This window comes from Streptomyces sp. NPDC007971 (assembly GCF_042958635.1).
In the GTDB taxonomy this organism is placed as follows: Bacteria; Actinomycetota; Actinomycetes; order Streptomycetales; family Streptomycetaceae; genus Streptomyces.
In genome coordinates, this window is the sequence record NZ_JBIBJK010000011.1 from 100401 (window position 1) to 118666 (window position 18266).

General features: G+C 69.4%; 19 protein-coding genes and 1 riboswitch. Of the genes, 9 read left to right on the forward strand and 10 right to left on the reverse strand.

Annotation, left to right across the window (positions count from 1 at the left end; translation table 11 throughout):
- Positions 1-7 precede the first annotated feature (7 nt).
- The 5 genes from ACFZCP_RS23780 to ACFZCP_RS23800 form a co-directional block, all read right to left on the reverse strand.
- A complete protein-coding gene (locus ACFZCP_RS23780) occupies positions 8-490 on the reverse strand; it encodes an NUDIX hydrolase (RefSeq protein WP_362694243.1) in 483 nt (160 codons plus the stop codon).
- An 88-nt stretch (positions 491-578) separates the two neighbouring features.
- Positions 579-1484: a LysR substrate-binding domain-containing protein gene (locus tag ACFZCP_RS23785; protein WP_391429722.1), complete on the reverse strand. Its 906-nt coding sequence runs from the start codon at positions 1482-1484 to the stop codon at positions 579-581.
- Between the two features lie 214 nt (positions 1485-1698).
- Positions 1699-2847: a cystathionine gamma-lyase gene (locus ACFZCP_RS23790; RefSeq protein ID WP_391429724.1), complete on the reverse strand. Its 1149-nt coding sequence runs from the start codon at positions 2845-2847 to the stop codon at positions 1699-1701.
- Positions 2844-3335: a low molecular weight protein-tyrosine-phosphatase gene (locus ACFZCP_RS23795; protein WP_391429727.1), complete on the reverse strand. Its 492-nt coding sequence runs from the start codon at positions 3333-3335 to the stop codon at positions 2844-2846. Before ACFZCP_RS23795 ends, ACFZCP_RS23790 begins: the two co-directional genes overlap by 4 nt.
- 7 nt (positions 3336-3342) lie before the next feature.
- Positions 3343-3720, reverse strand: coding sequence for a phage holin family protein (locus tag ACFZCP_RS23800; RefSeq protein WP_362694255.1), 378 nt, complete (start codon positions 3718-3720; stop codon positions 3343-3345).
- A 60-nt stretch (positions 3721-3780) separates the two neighbouring features.
- Between ACFZCP_RS23800 and ACFZCP_RS23805 the strand changes: the two genes are divergently transcribed.
- The 4 genes from ACFZCP_RS23805 (at position 3781) to ACFZCP_RS23820 (ending at position 6105) form a co-directional block, all read left to right on the forward strand.
- Positions 3781-4098, forward strand: a complete 318-nt coding sequence (locus ACFZCP_RS23805) for a cupin domain-containing protein (protein ID WP_391429729.1) — start codon at positions 3781-3783, stop codon at positions 4096-4098.
- Positions 4099-4264: 166 nt separating this feature from the next.
- A complete protein-coding gene (locus tag ACFZCP_RS23810; protein ID WP_362694261.1) occupies positions 4265-4477 on the forward strand; it encodes a DUF5326 family protein in 213 nt (70 codons plus the stop codon).
- 202 nt (positions 4478-4679) lie between these two features.
- Positions 4680-5567, forward strand: coding sequence for an IclR family transcriptional regulator C-terminal domain-containing protein (locus tag ACFZCP_RS23815; protein ID WP_391429732.1), 888 nt, complete (start codon positions 4680-4682; stop codon positions 5565-5567).
- Between the two features lie 100 nt (positions 5568-5667).
- Complete coding sequence (locus ACFZCP_RS23820; RefSeq protein WP_067000511.1) at positions 5668-6105, forward strand: SsgA family sporulation/cell division regulator; 438 nt, start codon at positions 5668-5670, stop codon at positions 6103-6105.
- Positions 6106-6201: 96 nt separating this feature from the next.
- Here the strand turns inward: ACFZCP_RS23820 and ACFZCP_RS23825 are convergent, their stop codons facing one another.
- Positions 6202-7686, reverse strand: coding sequence for a YibE/F family protein (locus ACFZCP_RS23825; protein WP_391430068.1), 1485 nt, complete (start codon positions 7684-7686; stop codon positions 6202-6204).
- A gap of 80 nt (positions 7687-7766) precedes the next feature.
- Positions 7767-7940: riboswitch (TPP riboswitch) on the forward strand.
- Between ACFZCP_RS23825 and thiC the strand changes: the two genes are divergently transcribed.
- From thiC to ACFZCP_RS23840, 3 genes are all read left to right on the forward strand, one after another.
- Entirely contained in the window at positions 7933-9717 is a 1785-nt protein-coding gene (gene thiC / locus ACFZCP_RS23830) for a phosphomethylpyrimidine synthase ThiC (protein WP_362694264.1), read from the forward strand. (Overlaps the previous riboswitch by 8 nt.)
- 56 nt (positions 9718-9773) lie before the next feature.
- On the forward strand, positions 9774-10241 hold the full coding sequence (locus tag ACFZCP_RS23835; protein WP_391429735.1) for a hypothetical protein: 468 nt from the start codon (positions 9774-9776) through the stop codon (positions 10239-10241).
- Between the two features lie 22 nt (positions 10242-10263).
- On the forward strand, positions 10264-10665 hold the full coding sequence (locus tag ACFZCP_RS23840) for a hypothetical protein (RefSeq protein ID WP_391429737.1): 402 nt from the start codon (positions 10264-10266) through the stop codon (positions 10663-10665).
- Positions 10666-10851: 186 nt separating this feature from the next.
- Here the strand turns inward: ACFZCP_RS23840 and ACFZCP_RS23845 are convergent, their stop codons facing one another.
- The 3 genes from ACFZCP_RS23845 to ACFZCP_RS23855 all read right to left on the reverse strand — a co-directional run bounded on the left by ACFZCP_RS23845 (position 10852) and on the right by ACFZCP_RS23855 (position 14642).
- The gene (locus tag ACFZCP_RS23845; protein ID WP_391429739.1) at positions 10852-11721 is read right to left on the reverse strand and encodes a hypothetical protein; all 870 of its coding nucleotides are present in this window, start codon (positions 11719-11721) and stop codon (positions 10852-10854) included.
- Positions 11722-11914: 193 nt separating this feature from the next.
- Entirely contained in the window at positions 11915-12997 is a 1083-nt protein-coding gene (locus ACFZCP_RS23850; protein ID WP_391429741.1) for a metallophosphoesterase, read from the reverse strand.
- A 532-nt stretch (positions 12998-13529) separates the two neighbouring features.
- Positions 13530-14642, reverse strand: coding sequence for a LacI family DNA-binding transcriptional regulator (locus ACFZCP_RS23855; RefSeq protein WP_362694276.1), 1113 nt, complete (start codon positions 14640-14642; stop codon positions 13530-13532).
- A 429-nt stretch (positions 14643-15071) separates the two neighbouring features.
- Between ACFZCP_RS23855 and hisC the strand changes: the two genes are divergently transcribed.
- Positions 15072-16151 carry a histidinol-phosphate transaminase gene (hisC, locus tag ACFZCP_RS23860; protein ID WP_391429744.1) on the forward strand — a complete coding sequence of 360 codons (1080 nt, stop codon included), beginning with the start codon at positions 15072-15074 and terminating at the stop codon, positions 16149-16151.
- Between the two features lie 22 nt (positions 16152-16173).
- On the opposite strand, the gene ACFZCP_RS23865 is transcribed toward hisC, so the two are convergent.
- On the reverse strand, positions 16174-16548 hold the full coding sequence (locus ACFZCP_RS23865; RefSeq protein ID WP_362694282.1) for a cyclophilin-like fold protein: 375 nt from the start codon (positions 16546-16548) through the stop codon (positions 16174-16176).
- A gap of 208 nt (positions 16549-16756) precedes the next feature.
- On the opposite strand from ACFZCP_RS23865, the gene ACFZCP_RS23870 reads away from it, so the two are divergent.
- A complete protein-coding gene (locus ACFZCP_RS23870; RefSeq protein ID WP_391429747.1) occupies positions 16757-18265 on the forward strand; it encodes a cytochrome ubiquinol oxidase subunit I in 1509 nt (502 codons plus the stop codon).
- Position 18266: the final 1 nt, after the last annotated feature.

Consider the following 18266-nt stretch of genomic DNA (forward strand, 5'->3'; position numbering starts at 1 on the left):
TGCCCGTCTATCCGAGGTCGGGGGCGTGCATGGCACGGACCCCCTCGATGTTGCCGTCGAGATAGTGCCGCAGCGACAGCGGGACGAGGTGGACGGAAGCGATGCCGACCCGGGTGAACGGCACACGGACGATCTCGTACTCACCGGTCGGCTCCTCCACTTCAGGGCCGTGACGCAACGAGGGGTCCATGGACCCCAGCCGGCAGACGAAGAAGTGCTGCACCTTCACACCGGTCGCGCCGCCGTCCTCGCCGATGTGCTCCACGGTGTCCACGAAGCAGGGCACGACATCGGTGATCTTGGCGCCGAGTTCCTCGTACACCTCACGGTGCAGGGCGTCGACGACGGTCGGGTCGCCGGGTTCGACCCCGCCACCGGGAGTGACCCAGTAGGGATCGACACCGGGCTTGGTGCGCTTGATCAGGATCAGGTCGTCGCCGTCCAGGAGAACGGCACGCGCGGTGCGCTTGACCACGGGTCGGACGGTCATGGGAGAAATGTGGCCCGGCTGGTTCCACGTGAAACATCGCACGGCGCCACCGGCCGAGCGCACCACGTGAACTCCCCGGGGGAGAAGCTCAGCACCAGCTCGTGGCCGCCCTCTGGAGCCACTCGTAGGCACGTGCGACATGGGGCATGGCGAGCGTGCCGGTCCGCACAACCAGGAAATACGTGCGCAGCGGTGGCACCGCCGGGTCGTGCAGGGTGACGACCTCGCCGCGGTCGAGGCTTGTCGCGCACAGATAGCGGGGCAGCACCGCCAGCCCGGCGCCCGCGATCGCGCAGGCGAGGACCGCGCGCAGATCGGGGACGATGACCGCGCCCGAGGCGGCGGGGCGCGAGTCGAAGACGGAGGCCCAGTAGCGGGAGACGAAGGGCAGCGACTCGTGGACCTCGACGACGGGCAGGTTCTCCAGGGCGGGCGCCCCCTTGCGGCGCAGCGCTCCCGGCCCGATCCGGTCGGCCCAGCGCGGAGCCGCGACCAGCACATGCTCCTCGTCGCAGAGCGGTGTGGCGGTCAGCAGGGCGCCGCGGGGCCTGGCTGTACTGATGGCCAGGTCATGGTGTCCGGCGGCCAGCCCTTCCAGTGTTTCTTCCGCGGTGCCGAAGGAGGTGCGCAGCGCGAAGCCCTGGCCGTCGTCGCCGGTCAGTTCCGTCAGGGCGGGAAGGGCGCGTTCGGCGGTGAACTCAGGGGGACCGGCCAGGTGCAGCGTCCGCAGCGAGGACTCGTCGTCCAGCCCGCTCTCGGCTATCTCCACCAGGGCATCGAGGTGGGGCGCCGCCTTGTGGGCCAGTTCGTCGCCGATGGTCGTGGGGGTCACCCCGCGGGCCTGCCGCAGGAACAGGGGGCGGCCCAGCTGGCGTTCGAGGGTGCGGATCTGCGAGGTCACCGCCGGTTGGGAGAGGCCCAGCAGGGCGGCGGCGCGGGTGAAGGAACCGGCCCGGTGCACGGTGACGAAGGTGCGCAGCAAGGCCAGATCCATGGCGTGCTCTCCCCTTTTCCCTGCCCTCCTCCGGCCCCCAGGCAGGCACCAACTATAAATAAGTCGATAGGTCTCTGTCGCTACCGTGATTGGACTCTGACAGAGAGTCAACTAGCCTTGTTCGCGCGGTTCTTCGCGCGCGGAACCGCAGGCGGTCCGAGCCACGAGGGGGGAGGCTCGGACCGCCCAGGAAGGCTCACCGGCAGGTCCCCGGTCACTCCGCGGACGCGTCCAGGGCACGCAGGACGTCCGCCACCAGGTCCTCGGGGTCCTCGGCGCCGACGGACATGCGGATGAAGCCCTCCGGGACCGCGTCTCCGCCCCAGCGGCCGCGGCGTTCGGCGGTGGAGCGGACGCCGCCGAAGCTCGTTGCGTCCTCGACCAGCCGCAGCGCCGCCAGGAAGCGCTCGGCCCGTGCTCGCGTGGGCAGCGTGAAGGAGACCACGCAGCCGTAGCGGCGCATCTGCTGCGAGGCGACCTTGTGCGAGGGGTCGTCGGGCAGCCCCGGATAGCGCAGCCCCGAGATCTCGGGCCGCTGCCGCAGGGCCTCGGCGAGCGTGAGCGCGGTGGCGTTCTGCCGGTCCACACGCAGCGGCAGCGTGGCGATGGAGCGGTGCGCGAGCCAGGCCTCCATGGGCCCCAGGATCGCGCCGACGATCTTGCGCCAGCGGCGCACGGCGGCCATCGCATCGCCGTCGCGCCCGGTGACGTAGCCCAGCAGGAGGTCACCGTGCCCGGTCAGCTGTTTGGTGCCGCTGGCCACGGAGAAGTCGGCACCCAGGTCCAGCGGGCGCTGCCCGAGCGGGGTGGCAAGGGTGTTGTCGACGGCCACGAGGGCGCCCCGCGCATGTGCCGCCTCCACCAGCCTCCGGATGTCGCACACGTCGAGCCCCGGGTTCGACGGCGACTCGATCCACAGCAGGCGTGCGCCGTCGAGGACCTCCAGCTGGGCGTCACCGCCGGTGGGCGCGGTGCGCACCTCGATGCCGTACGCCTCCAGCTGGGTGCGGACCAGGGGCAGCACCTGGTAGCCGTCGGAGGGCAGCACGACCGCGTCACCGGCGCGCAGCTGGGAGAACAGCACCGCGGAGATCGCCGCCATGCCCGAGGCGAACACCAGCGTCTCGGCGTCGTCCCGCCCCGGTGCCTCCAGTTCGCCGATGGCACGCTCCAGCAGTGTCCAGGTGGGGTTGTCGTCACGGCCGTAGGAGTACGGTCCCGTCACCTCGCCCGGCAGATGGAAGTGCGCGGCGAACACCGGTCCGGGCAGGGTCGGCTCGTGCTTGACCGCCTCGGGCAGTCCTGCCCGGACCGCGCGCGTGCCGTCGCCCGTCTGGTCCGCGTCGTGGGTGGCCTCGCTCATGCGGCCCGTCCCTCCAGTCGTTCCCGTACGGCAGCGAGCAGACCGGTGCTCGCCGCCTCCACCATCTCAAGGCACTCCTCGAAGCCGTCCCGGCCGCCGTAGTACGGGTCGGGCACGTCGAGGTCGTCGCCGGCCGCGGGGTCGTACGAACGCAGCAGACGCACTTTGTGCGCGTCCTCCTCGGTGGGCGCGAGACGGCGCAGGGCCTTGAGATGACCGGCGTCGAGGGCGATCACGAGGTCGAGGCGGGCGAACCGGGAAGCCTCGAAGCGGCGTGCCGTGTGGTCGGTCCCGTAGCCGTGTTCCTCCAGGACCGACACGGTGCGCGGGTCGGCGGCCTCCCCCTCGTGCCAGCCGCCGGTGCCGGCGCTGTCGATCTCCACCCGGCCGTCGAGACCGGCCTCCTCCACGCGCGCGCGGAAGACGGATTCGGCCATCGGGGAGCGGCAGATGTTGCCCGTGCACACGAAACAGACGCGGTACGTCATGGCCTGCTCAGTCCTCGTCGGGCAGGACGACATGCAGCGCCCAGGAGACGACGGAGATGATCAGGCCGCCGAGCACGGCCGTCCAGAAGCCCTCCACGTGGAAGCTCAGGTCGAGCTTGCCGCACACCCACGACGTCAGCAGCAGCATCAGCGCGTTGACGATCAGGGTGATCAGCCCGAGGGTCAGAATGAACAGCGGGAAAGTGAGCACCTTCACGATCGGCTTGACCAGGAAGTTCACCAGGCCGAAGATCAGCGCGACGACGATCAGCGTGCCGATCTTCTTGCCCGTGCTGTCACCGGTCAGGGTGATCTTGTCGAGCAGCCACACGGCCACTGCCAGGGCGCCTGCGTTTGCGATCGTCTTGACTACGAAATTCTTCATGTGTCTGATCGTGGCAGACCAGATCTACGGTGAGCAGTGGGGCGAGGGCGGACGACGAAGATGAAGGCATTCCGACTGGATGAACTGGATGCGCAGCGCGCCGCCAACGAGGGGGCCTACCTTCAGTTTCTGCGGGAGCGGAACATGTCGGTCGGCCTCTACGCCCTGAACGCCGGCGAGCACGACCCGCAGCAGCCGCACCACCAGGACGAGGTGTACTTCGTCGTCAGCGGCCGGGCGTCGATCACGGTCGGCCTGGAGACGACCCAGGTGGCGAGGGGCAGCGTGGTGTACGTGCCGGCCGGGGTCGCCCACAAGTTCCACCACATCAGCGAGGACCTGAGGGTTCTGGTCGTCTTCTCTCCGCCTGAGGCCTGAGTCCGGACCCCGGGATTCCCTAGGGGGCGGGTCAGGGGAGGACAAGGGACGCGAGGCCCCCGCGGCACCCCCTGGTGGCCCTAGCATCGAGTGCAGACATCGAGAACTGCTTCCACGAGAGCGTGCAGCACGCCGTGGACGCACCGGAACGCAAAGGACGAGGGCAATGCGAGAGATCTTCGCTGGGCTGCCGTGGTGGGTGAAGTGGGTCGCGGTGCCGGTCATCGCCCTGGTCGTGTTCGGCGGCCTGATAGCGAGCGTGGTGGGCTTCGTGATCGGCCTGCTCTTCAAGGCGCTGGTCTTCGTCGCCCTGGTCGGCGGACTGATCTACATCGTGCGGAAGTTCATGTCGAACTCCTCGTCGCGCAGCGACTGGTGAGGGTCGCGGGAGCCGGTGAGCGGTAACGGAAGTCACCGGTTCCCTCGGGGGAGGGAAGTTTCCCCGGCGGGCCGTCTGCATGCGGTGGCGGGCGGTTAGAGTCCGGAACCCCACGCGGGGCCCGGGCCTCGCAGGGCGGCGTACACCCCCACCCGTGTGCCCCCGCACGGGCTGTCCCACCCTCGCGCTTCGGGAGTGCCCCTTGGCCACGGTCGACACCGCACCGGCAGAACCACACGCCCCCCTCACCCGGCCGCGTTCCTGCACCCCTCCCGTGCAGCGGCCCCCTTCTGCGGCTGTCCCCGGACAACCGGACTCCGGCGACGCACCGGGACAAGCGTCGGCCGCGACGCTGATCGGATCCGTCCAGCGCGCGATGCGCCTGCTGGAGACCGTCGCGGCACACGAGTACGGCGCTCCCGCCAAACAACTGGCGCGCGAGACCGGCCTCGCCCTGCCCACGACCTATCACCTGCTGCGCACCCTTGTGCACGAGGGCTATCTGCGCCGTGAGAAAGGGCTGTTCTTCCTCGGTGACGCGGCCGAGCGGCTGAGTAGCAGCGGAGCGCAGCAGAAACGTCGCAGCACGGTGGCCGACACCCTCGCGCACTGGCGCGATTCCATCGGAGTACCGGTGTACTACGCGATGTACCGGGACGGCGAGATCGAGGTCATCTGTGTCTCCGACTCGCCGGAGACACCGGCGGTCGAGGAGTGGGCCGACTTCCGTGAGACCGGGCATGCGCACGCGATCGGGCAGTGCCTGCTCTCCCAGCTGGACGAGGAGGCCCGCCGCGACCACCTGGCCCGCTATCCCGTGCAGTCCCTCACCCCGTACACCGTGCGTGACAACCACGCCCTGCTGCGCCGCCTCGCCAGAATCTCGCGGATGGAGCCGGTGGTCGAGCGTCAGGAGTACGCGCTCGGGACGGTCTGCGCGGCGATCCCGGTCACCATCGGCACCACGGCGGCCACGGTGGCCCTTTCGCTCCCCTTCCACCAGAGCGACCGGCTGCTGCCCGCCGCCCACCGGCTCCAGGCCGACATCGGGCGCCATCTGGGCTCGCTGGCGCTCTCTATCAGTATCTGAAAACTCACTCCTTGTGATCTGTCGTGTACGTTGAGCAAGATTTGACCACGGTCGAAGGGTTTTAATCCCGGCCAATCGATGTCATACGACGGGGTAGGCGATGCGTGAATCCGTACAGGCAGAGGTCATGATGAGCTTTCTTGTGTCCGAAGAGCTCTCCTTCCGCATTCCGGTGGAGCTGCGGTACGAGACCTGTGATCCCTATGCCGTGCGGCTGACCTTCCATCTGCCCGGTGACGCCCCGGTGACCTGGGCCTTCGGCCGTGAGCTGCTGATCGACGGGGTCGGGCGGCCGTGCGGCGAGGGGGACGTGCACATCGCGCCCGCCGACTCCGAGCTGCTGGGCGAGGTGCTGATCCGGCTTCAGGTCGGCGGCGACCAGGCCCTGTTCCGCTCCTCGGCGCCGCCCCTCGTGGCCTTCCTCGACCGTACGGACAAGCTGGTGCCGCTCGGCCAGGAGGGTGCACTGGCCGACTTCGACGCGCACCTCGACGAGGCCTTGGACAGGATCCTGGCCGAGGAGCAGAGCGCAGGCTGAAAGGTCACGGCAACGGGGCGCCGGTCGCTCCGCCGCGCCGCACGAGATTGTGCAGTAACGCTTCTCCTGTCGGTTCCCGGGCCTGTGGGGCCCAGGTCACCGCTTCCGGCGCCGGCCCCTGCCGCCGCGCGCCGGAGCGAGCTGGGCCCCCGCGGGGTCCGCGCCCGGTCCTGGCCGGTCCGCCGAGACCACCAGGGCGGCGAGCGCGGTGGTGACCGGGACCGAGGCCACCAGGCCGATGGACCCGACCAGCGTGCGCACGATCTCCTCGGCGACCAGCTCGCTGTTGGCGACCGTGCCCACGCTGCTCTGCGCGATCGAGAACAGCAGCAGCAGCGGCAGCGCGGCTCCGGCGTAGGCGAGGACGAGGGTGTTGACCACGGAGGCGATGTGGTCGCGGCCGATGCGGATGCCTGCCCGGTACAGCCCGCGCCAGCCCATCGCGGGGTTGGCCTCGTGCAGCTCCCAGACCGCCGACGTCTGGGTCACCGTCACATCGTCCAGGACGCCCAGCGAACCGATGATGACGCCGGCCAGCAGCAGACCGCTCATGTCGATCGACGGATACAGGCCGTGGATCAGACCGGTGTTGTCGTCCGTGTTGCCGGTGAGCGCGGCCCAGTCGATGAACTCCGAGCCGAGAATGCCGATCAGCAGCAGGGACACCAGGGTGCCGAGCACTGCGACCGACGTACGGGCCGACAGCCCATGGCACATGTACAGCGCGATGAGCATGATCGCGCTCGCCCCGACGACGGCCACCAGCAGCGGGTTCGAGCCCTGCAGGATCGCGGGCAGGATGAAGAGCGTCAGCACCCCGAAGCTCACGGCCAGGGCGACCAGCGCCATGACACCGCGCATCCGGCCCACCACCACGACCGCGAGCGCGAAGATCCCCGCCAGCAGCGCCATCGGGAACTTCCGGTCCACATCCGTGACGGAGTACTGCAGGTCCTTCGGCGCCGAGGGCTCGTAGGCGACCACGACCTTCTCGCCCTGGCGCAGCTGCCGCGACTGGTCCGGCTGCACGATCTCGGTGAAGGTACGGCCCTTGTCCTTGCCCGTGTCGACCCGGACCGTCGCCTTTTTGCAGGTGCCCTTCGGCTCCTGCTGCGCCGGGTTGCCCTCGGCGCTGGAGGTGTCACCGGTCGAGGTGCCCCCCGAGGCGTTCACCGACTTGCAGCTCACCTCGACCACCTGGGAGACCGTGGCCCGCTGCGTCTGACGGTCGAAGCCGACGCCGGTGCGCTCGTGCGGAGGTGCTCCCCCGGGCCAGAGCACCACCAGGCCGACGACGACCGCCGCGGTGAACGGGATCAGGATCGCCGCGATGACCTTGCGCAGATGCTTGGAGACGGGTGCGGCGGGTCCGTGGCTGTGACTGTGCCCGTGCGAGTGGCCGTGGCCGCCGCTCGGTGCCGGGGCATCCGGGTGCTCATGTCCGTGCCCATGTCCGTGCCCGGCCCTGGCCTCTTGGCGCTGTCCGTCGCCGGTCGCGTGGCCGTCATGGCTGTGTCCGCCGCCCTCTCCGGAGCCGCCTCGATGCGGCGGCTCCGGAGGCGGATACGGGTACTGCTCCATCGTGGTCACCGACCGATCATCGCAAGAACGACAGGGGCCCTCTGTTCACCGCGCCCGAATTGACGCTAGCGTGGAGGCACCTTTGCACACGCGGGAGCTCGGAGCACCGGGCTGAGAGGGCGCTGACCTCCGTATTCGCGATGTTTCACGTGGAACGAGCTTTCACGGGACACATCGACAGACGGAAACCGCTGCGTCGACCGCCGAACCTGTTACCGGGTAATGCCGGCGTAGGGAGTAGGTCTCATGACCAACAAGGACGCACGCACGCCTGCCTCCGTCCAGGACGAGAAGTCCCAGGAGGCCGGGAAGTCCATCGGCTGGCACAAGGCGTATGTCGAGGGCACCCGCCCCGACCTGCGCGTGCCGGTCCGCCAGGTGCACCTCACCAACGGGAAGTCGGTCACGCTCTACGACACATCGGGCCCGTACACCGATCCACTCGTCGACACCGACGTCCGCAGGGGCCTGCCGCCCCTGCGGGAGAACTGGATCATCGGCCGCGGCGACACCGAGGAGTACGCGGGCCGTCCCGTCCGCCCCGAGGACGACGGGATCAAGCACACCTCGCCGCGCGGCGGGCTGCGCAACCTGGATGCGGTCTTCCCGGGACGTCCGCGCCAGCCGCGCCGCGGCCGGGACGGCAAGGCGGTCACGCAGCTCGCGTACGCCCGCCGGGGTGAGATCACGCCGGAGATGGAGTACGTGGCCCTCCGGGAGAACGTGTCGCCCGAGGTGGTTCGTGAGGAGATCGCGGCAGGCCGCGCGGTCCTGCCGGCCAACGTCAACCACCCGGAGATCGAGCCGATGATCATCGGCAAGCGGTTCCTGGTGAAGGTCAACGCCAACATCGGCAACTCCGCCGTGACGTCCTCCATCGAGGAGGAGGTGGAGAAGATGACCTGGGCGACCCGCTGGGGCGCCGACACGGTCATGGACCTCTCCACCGGCCGCAACATCCACACCACCCGCGAATGGGTACTGCGCAACTCCCCCGTCCCCATCGGCACCGTGCCGCTCTACCAGGCACTGGAGAAGGTCGACGGCAGGGCCGAGGACCTGACCTGGGAGATCTACAAGGACACGGTCATCGAGCAGGCCGAGCAGGGCGTGGACTACATGACCGTCCACGCGGGCGTACGCCTGCCGTACGTCCCGCTCACCGCCAACCGCAAGACCGGCATCGTCTCGCGCGGCGGCTCGATCATGGCGGCCTGGTGCCTGGCGCACCACAAGGAGTCGTTCCTGTACGAGAACTTCGAGGAACTCTGCGAGATCCTCGCCGCCTACGACGTCACGTACTCGCTGGGCGACGGCCTGAGGCCGGGTTCGATCGCGGACGCCAACGACGAGGCGCAGTTCGCGGAGTTGCGCACCCTCGGGGAACTCAACCGGATCGCCAAGCGTTTCCACGTACAGACGATGATCGAGGGCCCCGGGCACGTCCCGATGCACAAGATCAAGGAGAACATCGACCTTCAGCAGGAGATCTGCGATGAAGCTCCGTTCTATACGCTCGGCCCGCTGACCACGGACGTCGCACCGGCGTACGACCACATCACCTCCGGTATCGGCGCCGCGATGATCGCCTGGTGGGGCACGGCGATGCTCTGCTACGTCACGCCCAAGGAGCACTTGGGCCTGCCCAACCGTGACGACGTCAAGACCGGCGTCATCACCTACAAGATCGCGGCGCACGCGGCCGACCTCGCCAAGGGGCACCCGGGTGCTCAGGAGTGGGACGACGCGCTGTCCGACGCCCGCTTCGAGTTCCGGTGGGAGGACCAGTTCAACCTCGCGCTGGACCCCGACACGGCACGGGAGTTCCACGACGAGACGCTGCCGGCCGAGCCTGCCAAGACGGCCCACTTCTGCTCCATGTGCGGGCCGAAGTTCTGCAGCATGAAGATCTCGCAGGACATCCGGCGCGAACACGGTGGCAGCCGGGCCGAGATCGAGGAGGGCATGGCCCAGAAGTCGAAGGAGTTCGCCGAGGCGGGGAACCGGGTGTACCTGCCGATCGCGGACTGACGCATCCGGACCGGCGCTGCTCCTTGGCGCCCACGGCCTCGGGAGCAGCGCCATCAGTGACCGGCGATGAGGGGGGGCGGGCCGTGGGTCCCGTGGTGTTGCAAGCGGTGTCGGCTCCGGTCCGGTCCCTTGTCTGGCAGGGCGACGATCTGGTTGATCCCGTGGGAGGTCGCGCCTGGAATCCAGCCGGCGTGGAGCGCCGGATCTCTTCCGGTCACGGTCCCGGGTTCGACACATGCATGGTCTCTCCCTCCGGCCGCTACAGCGTTGTCCGCGCCGAGCGCGGGACGAAGGCTCTGCTGCTGGAGGGAAAGCGCGTCGTCCGGGAGCTCACGCGCAGCCCGCACCACGCCGAGGACTTCGACTACCCCGTGGCACTGGGAGCGTTGCGGGACGGCCGGGAGATCCTGGTTCACTGCCCGGAGGACTATGCCGTCCTCCAGGTCGAGGACGTCGCGTCGGGACAGCGACTCACCACAGGACACGTCAGGCCAAGGATGTCCTTCATTCCCGGTTGTCGGTGAGCCGGGACTGGATGCCGAAGTGGTGTCGGCGTGCTGGCTCGACCAGGACCGCCTGGCTGTGGCGACCGGTGACTACGTCCTCGATGACGAGGAGGTGCCCACTATGGGCCCTCAGCAACTCGGCGTGTGGTCCCTCTCCCGGCGCCGGTGGCTGCACCGGAATCGCACCACTTTCGAGGTCGGCACCCTGATGGCAGAGGGCAGCCGAGTCGTCTCCTTGCACGGGCACCCCCGACTGATCGACGTCACGACCGGTTCGGTTCTGGCGGAGTGGCCCGAGCTGGACGTATCGAGGCGAGACGGGGCCTACGGCGTCACCCATGTCCGGGGCCCGGTTGCGGCGTTGCACCCCGACGGTACGCGCCTGGCGGTTGCTCAGGCCGAGGGCATCGCGCTCGTCGAACTGCCCGCTCTCGACGCGTGACCACGAGTGACTCCGGCTCGAACGTGCCGTCTGCACGGGCAATCGGGTCCGTTCGCCGATCGCAGGCGCAGGCGCGTGCGCGTGTGGTGCATTGCGCCGCGGGGTGCGGCCCGCCGCGGGCACTCGGCGGTCGGCCGCACGTCCGGCCCCGTTCGGCGGTGTCCCTCGGCGGGCGCGGGCCGTGGGCTATTCCGGCTGGTGCTCCGGGCCGCCGAAGTCGGGGCTCGTGTAGTCCGGGCTGGAGAAGCTCGGGCGGCCGGAGGCCGAGCCGTCGTCGGGGCTGCTGAACCCGGGCCGGTCGTAGCCGAGGCGTGGCATGCGGCCGGTGGAGGCGGGCGGGACCGTGGGGTGCAGGGCCGCCGTGTCGGGCTGGGCGAGTGCGTCCCGCAGGAACGGCACCATGCCGTGCTCCAGCAGGGCGTCCCGCCAGGCCTCTCTGGCTCTGGCCACCGCCTCGCTCGCCGCGTCGTGGCCTTGGGCGTCCGCCGCGGCGCTGTTGCGCAGGGCGGTGAGCAGCAGCCCGATCGCGGCGACCAGGATCGCGGCCGCGGCCACGCCACCGAAGACCCAGCCCGCGGTGAGCATGGTCTGGGCAAAGCCCTGGCCCGGGTCCAGCATCTTCAGGATGTAGCCGACGAGCAGGAAGATCGCGGCGGCGGTTCCGGCGAGGACGGGGGCCAGCACCGCGATCACGGCGACGGCGCCCGCTCCGGCGCTCTCGGCGGCCTCGCCGAGCGTGGTGGCGAGGCCTGTCGTGCCCGAAGCCGCGTCCGGATCCGCGTGAGCGGAGTCGCGGGCGGCCGAGGGGGCGGACGGTGCCGGGTGACGCAGGTCCTCGCGGACCCTCACGTAGTGCTGGTACTCGCTCGCCGCGGCCGCCGCTATGAGTGCGGTGGCGTTGAGCGCCATGGTGCGCAGCTGCTCGGGGTTGAGCCGCTGTCCGACAGCGGCCAGCTCCGGCCGGTGTGCTGCGGAGCGCAGCGCCTCATCGAGGATCCGCTCGAATTCCTGGCGGTCCTCGCTCAGCAGGTGCTGCGGAACGCTGTTCATGTGCATCCCCCGGTGCTCCGTAGGGCTTGGGGCTCGCACACCGGCGAGCCGTCGGGCAGAAACGGAGGGGAGCCTGCTACGGATAAGCCGATGGTAGAGCCGTGACGGCACGCGGTGACAGGGGGTTGCCGGAATTCGCGTGCCTGGCTGGGCGCATCCGTTCGTGGGCGCGCCCGACGGGCGGATGCCCCGGAAACGCTCAGGTCTCCAGAGGAAGTTGCTGGACCAGCAGTTTTCCGGCCATGGTCACGCCACCATCCATGGCGATGGCGAGCCCGTCGGCGTAGACGTGGGGGCCCTCGACCACCGGCCCGCCGTCCTCTTCGCCGTCCTCCGAGCCGACCTCGCCCAGCAGGTAGGGAATGGGGCTGTGGCCGTGAACGACGCGGGTGCCGCCGTACATGTCGAGGAGGGAGCGCACGGCGTCGGCGCCGCCCTCGTCGCGGAAGGAGAAGCGCTTGGTGAACTTGCGGAACAGGTCCCAGCACTCGTCCGCGTCGTTACGGGTGAGCGTTTCGCGGACGGTGTCGTTGACCGCCTCGATCGAGTCGCCGTAGTCGAGGTAGGCGGTGGTGTCGGAGTGGAGGAGGAGATACCCGTCGACCTCCTCGACCGCGTCGAGGCGGGCCATCCACTGCAGGTGGTGGTCCTGGAGGCGGTCCATGTCGGTCTTCTGCCCGCCGTTGAGCAGCCAGGCCGCCTGGAAGGTGGCGGTGCCCGCACCGGAGTTGACGGGGGTGTCGGCGAACCGCTTGGCGCCGAGCAGCAGCAGCTCGTGGTTGCCCATGAGGGCCTTGCAGTAGCCGCCGGCCGCAGCGGCCTCGGCGGAGAGCCGCATCACCAGGTCGATGACGCCGATGCCGTCCGGGCCGCGGTCGGTGAAGTCGCCGAGGAACCACAGCCGGGCGGTGCCCGCGCACCACTGGCCGGCGGTGTCGATCAGGCCCTTCTCCTGCAGGGCGGCCACCAGTTCGTCGAGGTAGCCGTGGACGTCGCCGACGACGTACAGCGGTCCGGGGCCCGCCGCAGGCCGGGGCGCCGGTGCGGCGGGGGCAGGGAGTGGGTCGACGGAGACCTGGAGTGTGTCGCCGCGGTTGATGACGGGCAGGTCGCGCTGGGTGGGCGTGTACCCCTCGGGGTAGCCCTCGGCCGCGGACGGGACGGTGTCGGCGGGGTGGCTGGCGACGTACGGACCGGTCTCGTTGACGTACGCGGGTACCCGGAAGTCGCGCAGCGTCGCCGTACGCTCCACTTCGGGTCCCTGACCGGCCCCCTGAGTCATCCGACCCCTCCACCATCGCGCCGCATCTGCACCGCTTCGGACTGCCTGGTCGCAGCGGCCCGCGGTGTCGTGGGCCCATCATAGGAATGCCCGTCGCGCCGTGTGATGACCCAGGGGTGGTGAATCGGAGCAAGACTCCAGTTCACCGCGGCTTTCGCCCCGTTTGGGCAGGGCTTCGCCCGGCCGTGGGTCACCTTGCGGCTGCCCGGCGGGTCGCTCGGTCGGTTTTTTTGCGGCTCGCGCCGGACCGTGCGAACCGGGGCGGCTGACCCGTGCGGGCCGAGCCGCCGATCCGTGTGCGCCGAGCGGTTGCCCCGTGTGCGCAGAGCCGCCGAGCCGTCGTCGTACGCCGAGCGGCTGAGCCGTCTGTGCGAGGGGCCGATCCGGGTGGACCGGGCGGCGCCCTCGTGCACGCCGGGACGCGAGCGCCCGTGCCCGGGGCGGCCGGGCCGGGCACGGCGGGCGCCCGGACATTTCCGCCGGGCGCCCCGGCCGCGTGTCGGCCCCGTGATCGGCCGCGTGGCGGCGCGCCCTACCCCTCCTCCGGAGCCCGTGGCGGGCTGACGGTCGTGCGCGGGGGACGTCGCTGGGACGAGGTACGCACGATCAGTTCGGTCGGTATCACCTGCTCGACGGGGTGGTCCGACTCGACGCCCTCGATGGCGTCGATGAGGAGCTGGACCACGGCCGTGCCGATCCGGCGCGGCTTGAGGGAGAGTGTGGTGATGGGCGGCTCGGTGTTGGCGTACACCGTGGACTCGCTGCAGCACACGAGCAGCAGGTCGTCCGGGACGCGCAGGCCGTAGCGGCGGGCGGCGGCGAGCAGGTCGGTGCCGTTGGGGTCGAAGAGGCCGTAGACGGCGTCCGGCCGGTCGGGCCGGGCGAGCAGCCGGTCGGCCGCGACGGCGCCCGCGCACGGGTCGTGGGCCGGGTAGGCCTCGTAGACCGGGTCCTGGCCCACGCGCTCGCACCAGCGCAGGTAGGCGGTGGTCGACAGGTGGGTGTACGTGTCCGTCGTCGTGCCTGTGAGCAGACCGATCCGGCGGGCGCCCGCGTCGGCGAGGTGGTCGAGGATGCCGAGGACGGCGGCCTCGTGGTCGTTGTCGACCCACGCGGTGACCGGGAGCGAGCCGGCCGGGCGGCCGTCGGAGACGACCGGTAAACCCTGGCGGACCAGTTCGCTGACGACCGGGTCCTGGTCGGAGGGGTCGATGACGACCGTGCCGTCCAGGGCCACGTTGGACCACACGTCGTGGCGGGAGGTCGCGGGCAGGATGACGAGGGCGTAGCCGCGGGCGAGCGCGGCCGAGGTGGCGGCCCGGGCCATCTCGGCGAAGTACGCGAACTCCGTGAAGGTGAAAGGTTCATCCCCGTACGTCGTCACGGTCAGGCCGATCAGTCCCGACTTGCCGGTACGGAGGGTGCGGGCGGCGGCCGAGGGGCGGTACCCCAGCCGGTCGGCGACCTCGCGGACATGGCGTCGGGTGGCATCCGGGAGCCGGCCCTTGCCGTTGAGGGCATCGGAGACGGTCGTGATGGAGACCCCGGCGGCGGCGGCCACGTCTCTGATGCCCGCCCGGCCCGGCCGACTGCCTCGACGTGAGGTTTCCGCGCGGCTCACCTGGTGCTTCCCTGCTGCTGTCATGGCGAGCCGATAGTAGGGCTCATGCGGTGGGGTAGTGCGGACGCATATGCACGCGTTGACAGACACGTTTCTGCATGGTCATTTCTAGGCAACTGCCTTAGATAGAAAGTCAGTTAAGCGCTCTCATGCCAAGACGTGACTTGTCGACGCGCATGGGCCTGCCAAGTGTCCGATGTCTCGAAGAGGTCTCAACTCACCTTCACGAGGGATGCGCGCCACGGCGTGAGCTACCGGCGCATAGATATATGTACGGCGCGCCCCCCGATACGTACGCCTTCGTGTGACGATGCCCCTGTTGCCTGTGGAGACGATGAGGTTCGCCTCTTGCTGTCCCGCATCTGTACGCATCGGCGCCGAATCCTCATATGGTGAGGAGTATTGGAACCCGGCGGCGTCGACGGTCCGCCGGTGGTCGCGAGGAGGACTGCGGTGAGCGAGACGAGCCCCAAGCTGCGCGCGGAGCTGGAGGGTATCCCCACCTACAAGCCGGGCAGGCCCGCTGCGACCGGCGGGCCGGTCGCCTACAAGCTGTCCTCCAACGAGAACCCCTATCCGCCGTTGCCCGGCGTGATGGAGAGCGTGACCGCGGCCGCCGCCGGCTTCAACCGCTACCCGGACATGGCCTGCACCGGGCTGATGAACGAGCTGTCGGAGCGCTTCGGTGTCCCGCTCTCCCACCTGGCCACCGGCACCGGTTCCGTGGGTGTCGCCCAGCAGCTGATCCAGGCCACCAGCGGGCCCGGCGACGAGGTGATCTACGCCTGGCGCTCCTTCGAGGCCTACCCGATCATCACGCAGATCAGCGGGGCCCGGTCGGTGCAGGTACCGCTCACGCCGGGCGATGTGCACGACCTGGACGCGATGGCGGCCGCGATCACCGACCGGACGCGTCTGATCTTCGTCTGCAACCCCAACAACCCGACCGGCACGGTGGTGCGACGGGAGGAGCTGGAGCGGTTCCTCGACCGGGTGCCCGCTGATGTGCTGGTGGTGCTCGACGAGGCCTATCGGGAGTTCATCCGCGACCCCGAGGTGCCCGACGGTGTCGAGCTGTACCGGAGCAGGCCGAACGTCTGCGTCCTGCGCACGTTCTCCAAGGCCTACGGCCTGGCCGGACTGCGGGTGGGTTTCGCGATCGGCCATGATCCGGTGGCGGCGGCGCTGCGCAAGACGGCGGTGCCCTTCGGTGTCAGCCAGCTCGCTCAGGAGGCGGCGATCGCCTCGCTGCGGGCCGAGGACGAGCTGCTGGGCCGGGTCGGCTCACTGGTCTGCGAGCGCACGCGCGTGGTCGACGCGCTGCGCGCCCAGGGGTGGACGGTGCCGGAGACCCAGGCCAACTTCGTGTGGCTGCGGCTGGGGGAGCACACGGTCGCGTTCGCGGCGGCCTGTGAGCAGCACGGCGTGGTGGTCCGGCCGTTCCCGGGCGAGGGTGTGCGGGTGACGATCGGGGAGACCGAGGCGAACGACATCTTCCTGAAGGTGACGGAAGGGTTCCGCAAGGAGCTGTAGCTCCCGGCGTGAGGCGGTGGCCCTAGGCGTCGATCAGTTCCACGCGTACGGGGTCGCCGTCCCGCACGGTCGCCAGCACGGCGGCGTCCCCGTCCAGGCTTCCGAGGATGTTGCAGGGGCTCGCGAGGCGGCACTCGTCGCCTCGCGAGATCGGTGTGGGGCCGTAGGGGAGGGCGAGCGCATCGCCGTCCGTCCAGAAGGCCACGGTGCCCGGCTCCACGACCTGCCGTGCATCCGTTTCACGTGAAACAGACACACCTGTATCGAAATAGACCTCCTCGCCCCAGGTGTGGGCGGTGGAGGCCAGCGGCAGCGCCTTGCCCAGCGCTTGTGCGGTCGGGGTGTTCTCAAGGGTCGCGGTGAGGTGGCCGGCGGGCCACGAGATCCGTATCTGCATGAGCCGCAATTCAACAAGATGTTGAAGTCACTGCCAAGGTCTTGACGCCGAGGCGAAGGAGGGACCCCCCTTCGATTGGCGAAAATCAGTGCGTCATAATGGCTTGTGAATGTGAACGCGTTCACAAGCGTGCCCGATTGCTCCCGTGATGTACGCGACAAAAGGGGCAAGCTGCCGCTACCACGGCGAAGTGTAAGGAGCTGACGACGTGGATTTGGCTTTGGCGCCGGAGACTCTGGCGCGATGGCAGTTCGGCATCACCACCGTCTACCACTTCCTGTTCGTCCCGCTGACGATCTCCCTGGCCGCCCTCACGGCCGGGTTGCAGACGGCCTGGGTGCGCACGGAGAACGAGAGGTACCTCAGGGCGACGAAGTTCTGGGGCAAGCTCTTTCTGATCAACATCGCGATGGGTGTGGTCACCGGCATCGTGCAGGAGTTCCAGTTCGGCATGAACTGGTCGGACTACTCGCGCTTCGTCGGTGACATCTTCGGCGCCCCGCTCGCCTTCGAGGCCCTGATCGCGTTCTTCTTCGAGTCCACCTTCATCGGCCTGTGGATCTTCGGCTGGGACAAGCTGCCGAAGAAGATCCATCTCGCCTGCATCTGGATGGTCTCGATCGGCACGATCCTGTCGGCGTACTTCATCCTCGCGGCCAACTCCTGGATGCAGCACCCTGTCGGCTACAAGATCGACAAGGTGAAGGGGCGCGCCGAGCTGACCGACTTCTGGGCCGTGCTGACCCAGAACACCGCGCTCAGCCAGGCCTTCCACACCCTCTCCGCGGCCTTCCTGACCGGCGGCGCCTTCATGGTGGGCATCTCGGCCTACCACCTGGCCCGCAGGAAGCACATCCGCGAGATGAAGACCTCGCTGCGGCTGGGCCTGGTCACCGTGGTCATAGCCGGCCTGCTCACCTCGGTCAGCGGTGATGTGCTCGGCAAGGTCATGTTCAAGCAGCAGCCGATGAAGATGGCGTCCGCCGAGGCACTGTGGGACGGCCAGAAGCCGGCGCCGTTCTCGATCTTCGCCTACGGCGATGTCGAGAAGGGCCACAACACCGTCGCGATCGAGATACCGGGCCTGCTGTCCTTCCTCGCCGACGACGACTTCACCTCGTACGTCCCGGGCATCAACGACGTCAACAAGGCCGAGCAGCAGAAGTTCGGGCCCGGCGACTACCGGCCCAACATCCCCGTCGCCTTCTGGGGCTTCCGCTGGATGATCGGCTTCGGCATGGCCTCCTTCGCCATCGGCCTCGCCGGGCTGTGGCTGACCCGCAGGAAGTTCCTGCTGCCGCAGCATCTGCGGGTCGGCGACGACGAGGTGCCGCACCTGGTCCTGTTCAAGAACAAGGCACTCAGCCCGAAGCTGACTTCCTGGTACTGGCGCATCGCGACCTGGACCATGGCCTTCCCGCTGATCGCCAACTCCTGGGGCTGGATCTTCACCGAGATGGGCCGCCAGCCGTGGGCCGTCTACGGCGTGCTGCAGACCCGGGACGCGGTCTCCCCCGGTGTCTCCCAGGGTGAAGTCCTCACCTCGATGATCGTCTTCACCTCGCTCTACGCCATCCTCGCGGTCGTCGAGGTCAAGCTGCTCGAGAAGTACGTCAAGGCCGGCCCGCCCGAACTGACGGAGGCCGACCTCAACCCGCCCACGAAGATCGGCGGCGACACCCGTGACGCCGACAAGCCGATGGCCTTCTCGTACTAGG

Coding starts and splice junctions, on each gene's coding strand:
- ACFZCP_RS23805 (WP_391429729.1), top strand. CDS start 3,781: ATGAAGGCATTCCGACTGGATGAACTGGATGCGCAGCGCGCCGCCAAC.
- ACFZCP_RS23825 (WP_391430068.1), bottom strand. CDS start 7,686: ATGGAGCAGTACCCGTATCCGCCTCCGGAGCCGCCGCATCGAGGCGGC.
- ACFZCP_RS23855 (WP_362694276.1), bottom strand. CDS start 14,642: ATGACAGCAGCAGGGAAGCACCAGGTGAGCCGCGCGGAAACCTCACGT.
- ACFZCP_RS23800 (WP_362694255.1), bottom strand. CDS start 3,720: ATGAAGAATTTCGTAGTCAAGACGATCGCAAACGCAGGCGCCCTGGCA.
- ACFZCP_RS23845 (WP_391429739.1), bottom strand. CDS start 11,721: ATGCACATGAACAGCGTTCCGCAGCACCTGCTGAGCGAGGACCGCCAG.
- thiC (WP_362694264.1), top strand. CDS start 7,933: ATGACCAACAAGGACGCACGCACGCCTGCCTCCGTCCAGGACGAGAAG.
- ACFZCP_RS23810 (WP_362694261.1), top strand. CDS start 4,265: ATGCGAGAGATCTTCGCTGGGCTGCCGTGGTGGGTGAAGTGGGTCGCG.
- ACFZCP_RS23795 (WP_391429727.1), bottom strand. CDS start 3,335: ATGACGTACCGCGTCTGTTTCGTGTGCACGGGCAACATCTGCCGCTCC.
- ACFZCP_RS23865 (WP_362694282.1), bottom strand. CDS start 16,548: ATGCAGATACGGATCTCGTGGCCCGCCGGCCACCTCACCGCGACCCTT.
- ACFZCP_RS23820 (WP_067000511.1), top strand. CDS start 5,668: ATGCGTGAATCCGTACAGGCAGAGGTCATGATGAGCTTTCTTGTGTCC.
- ACFZCP_RS23785 (WP_391429722.1), bottom strand. CDS start 1,484: ATGGATCTGGCCTTGCTGCGCACCTTCGTCACCGTGCACCGGGCCGGT.
- ACFZCP_RS23850 (WP_391429741.1), bottom strand. CDS start 12,997: ATGACTCAGGGGGCCGGTCAGGGACCCGAAGTGGAGCGTACGGCGACG.
- ACFZCP_RS23780 (WP_362694243.1), bottom strand. CDS start 490: ATGACCGTCCGACCCGTGGTCAAGCGCACCGCGCGTGCCGTTCTCCTG.
- ACFZCP_RS23790 (WP_391429724.1), bottom strand. CDS start 2,847: ATGAGCGAGGCCACCCACGACGCGGACCAGACGGGCGACGGCACGCGC.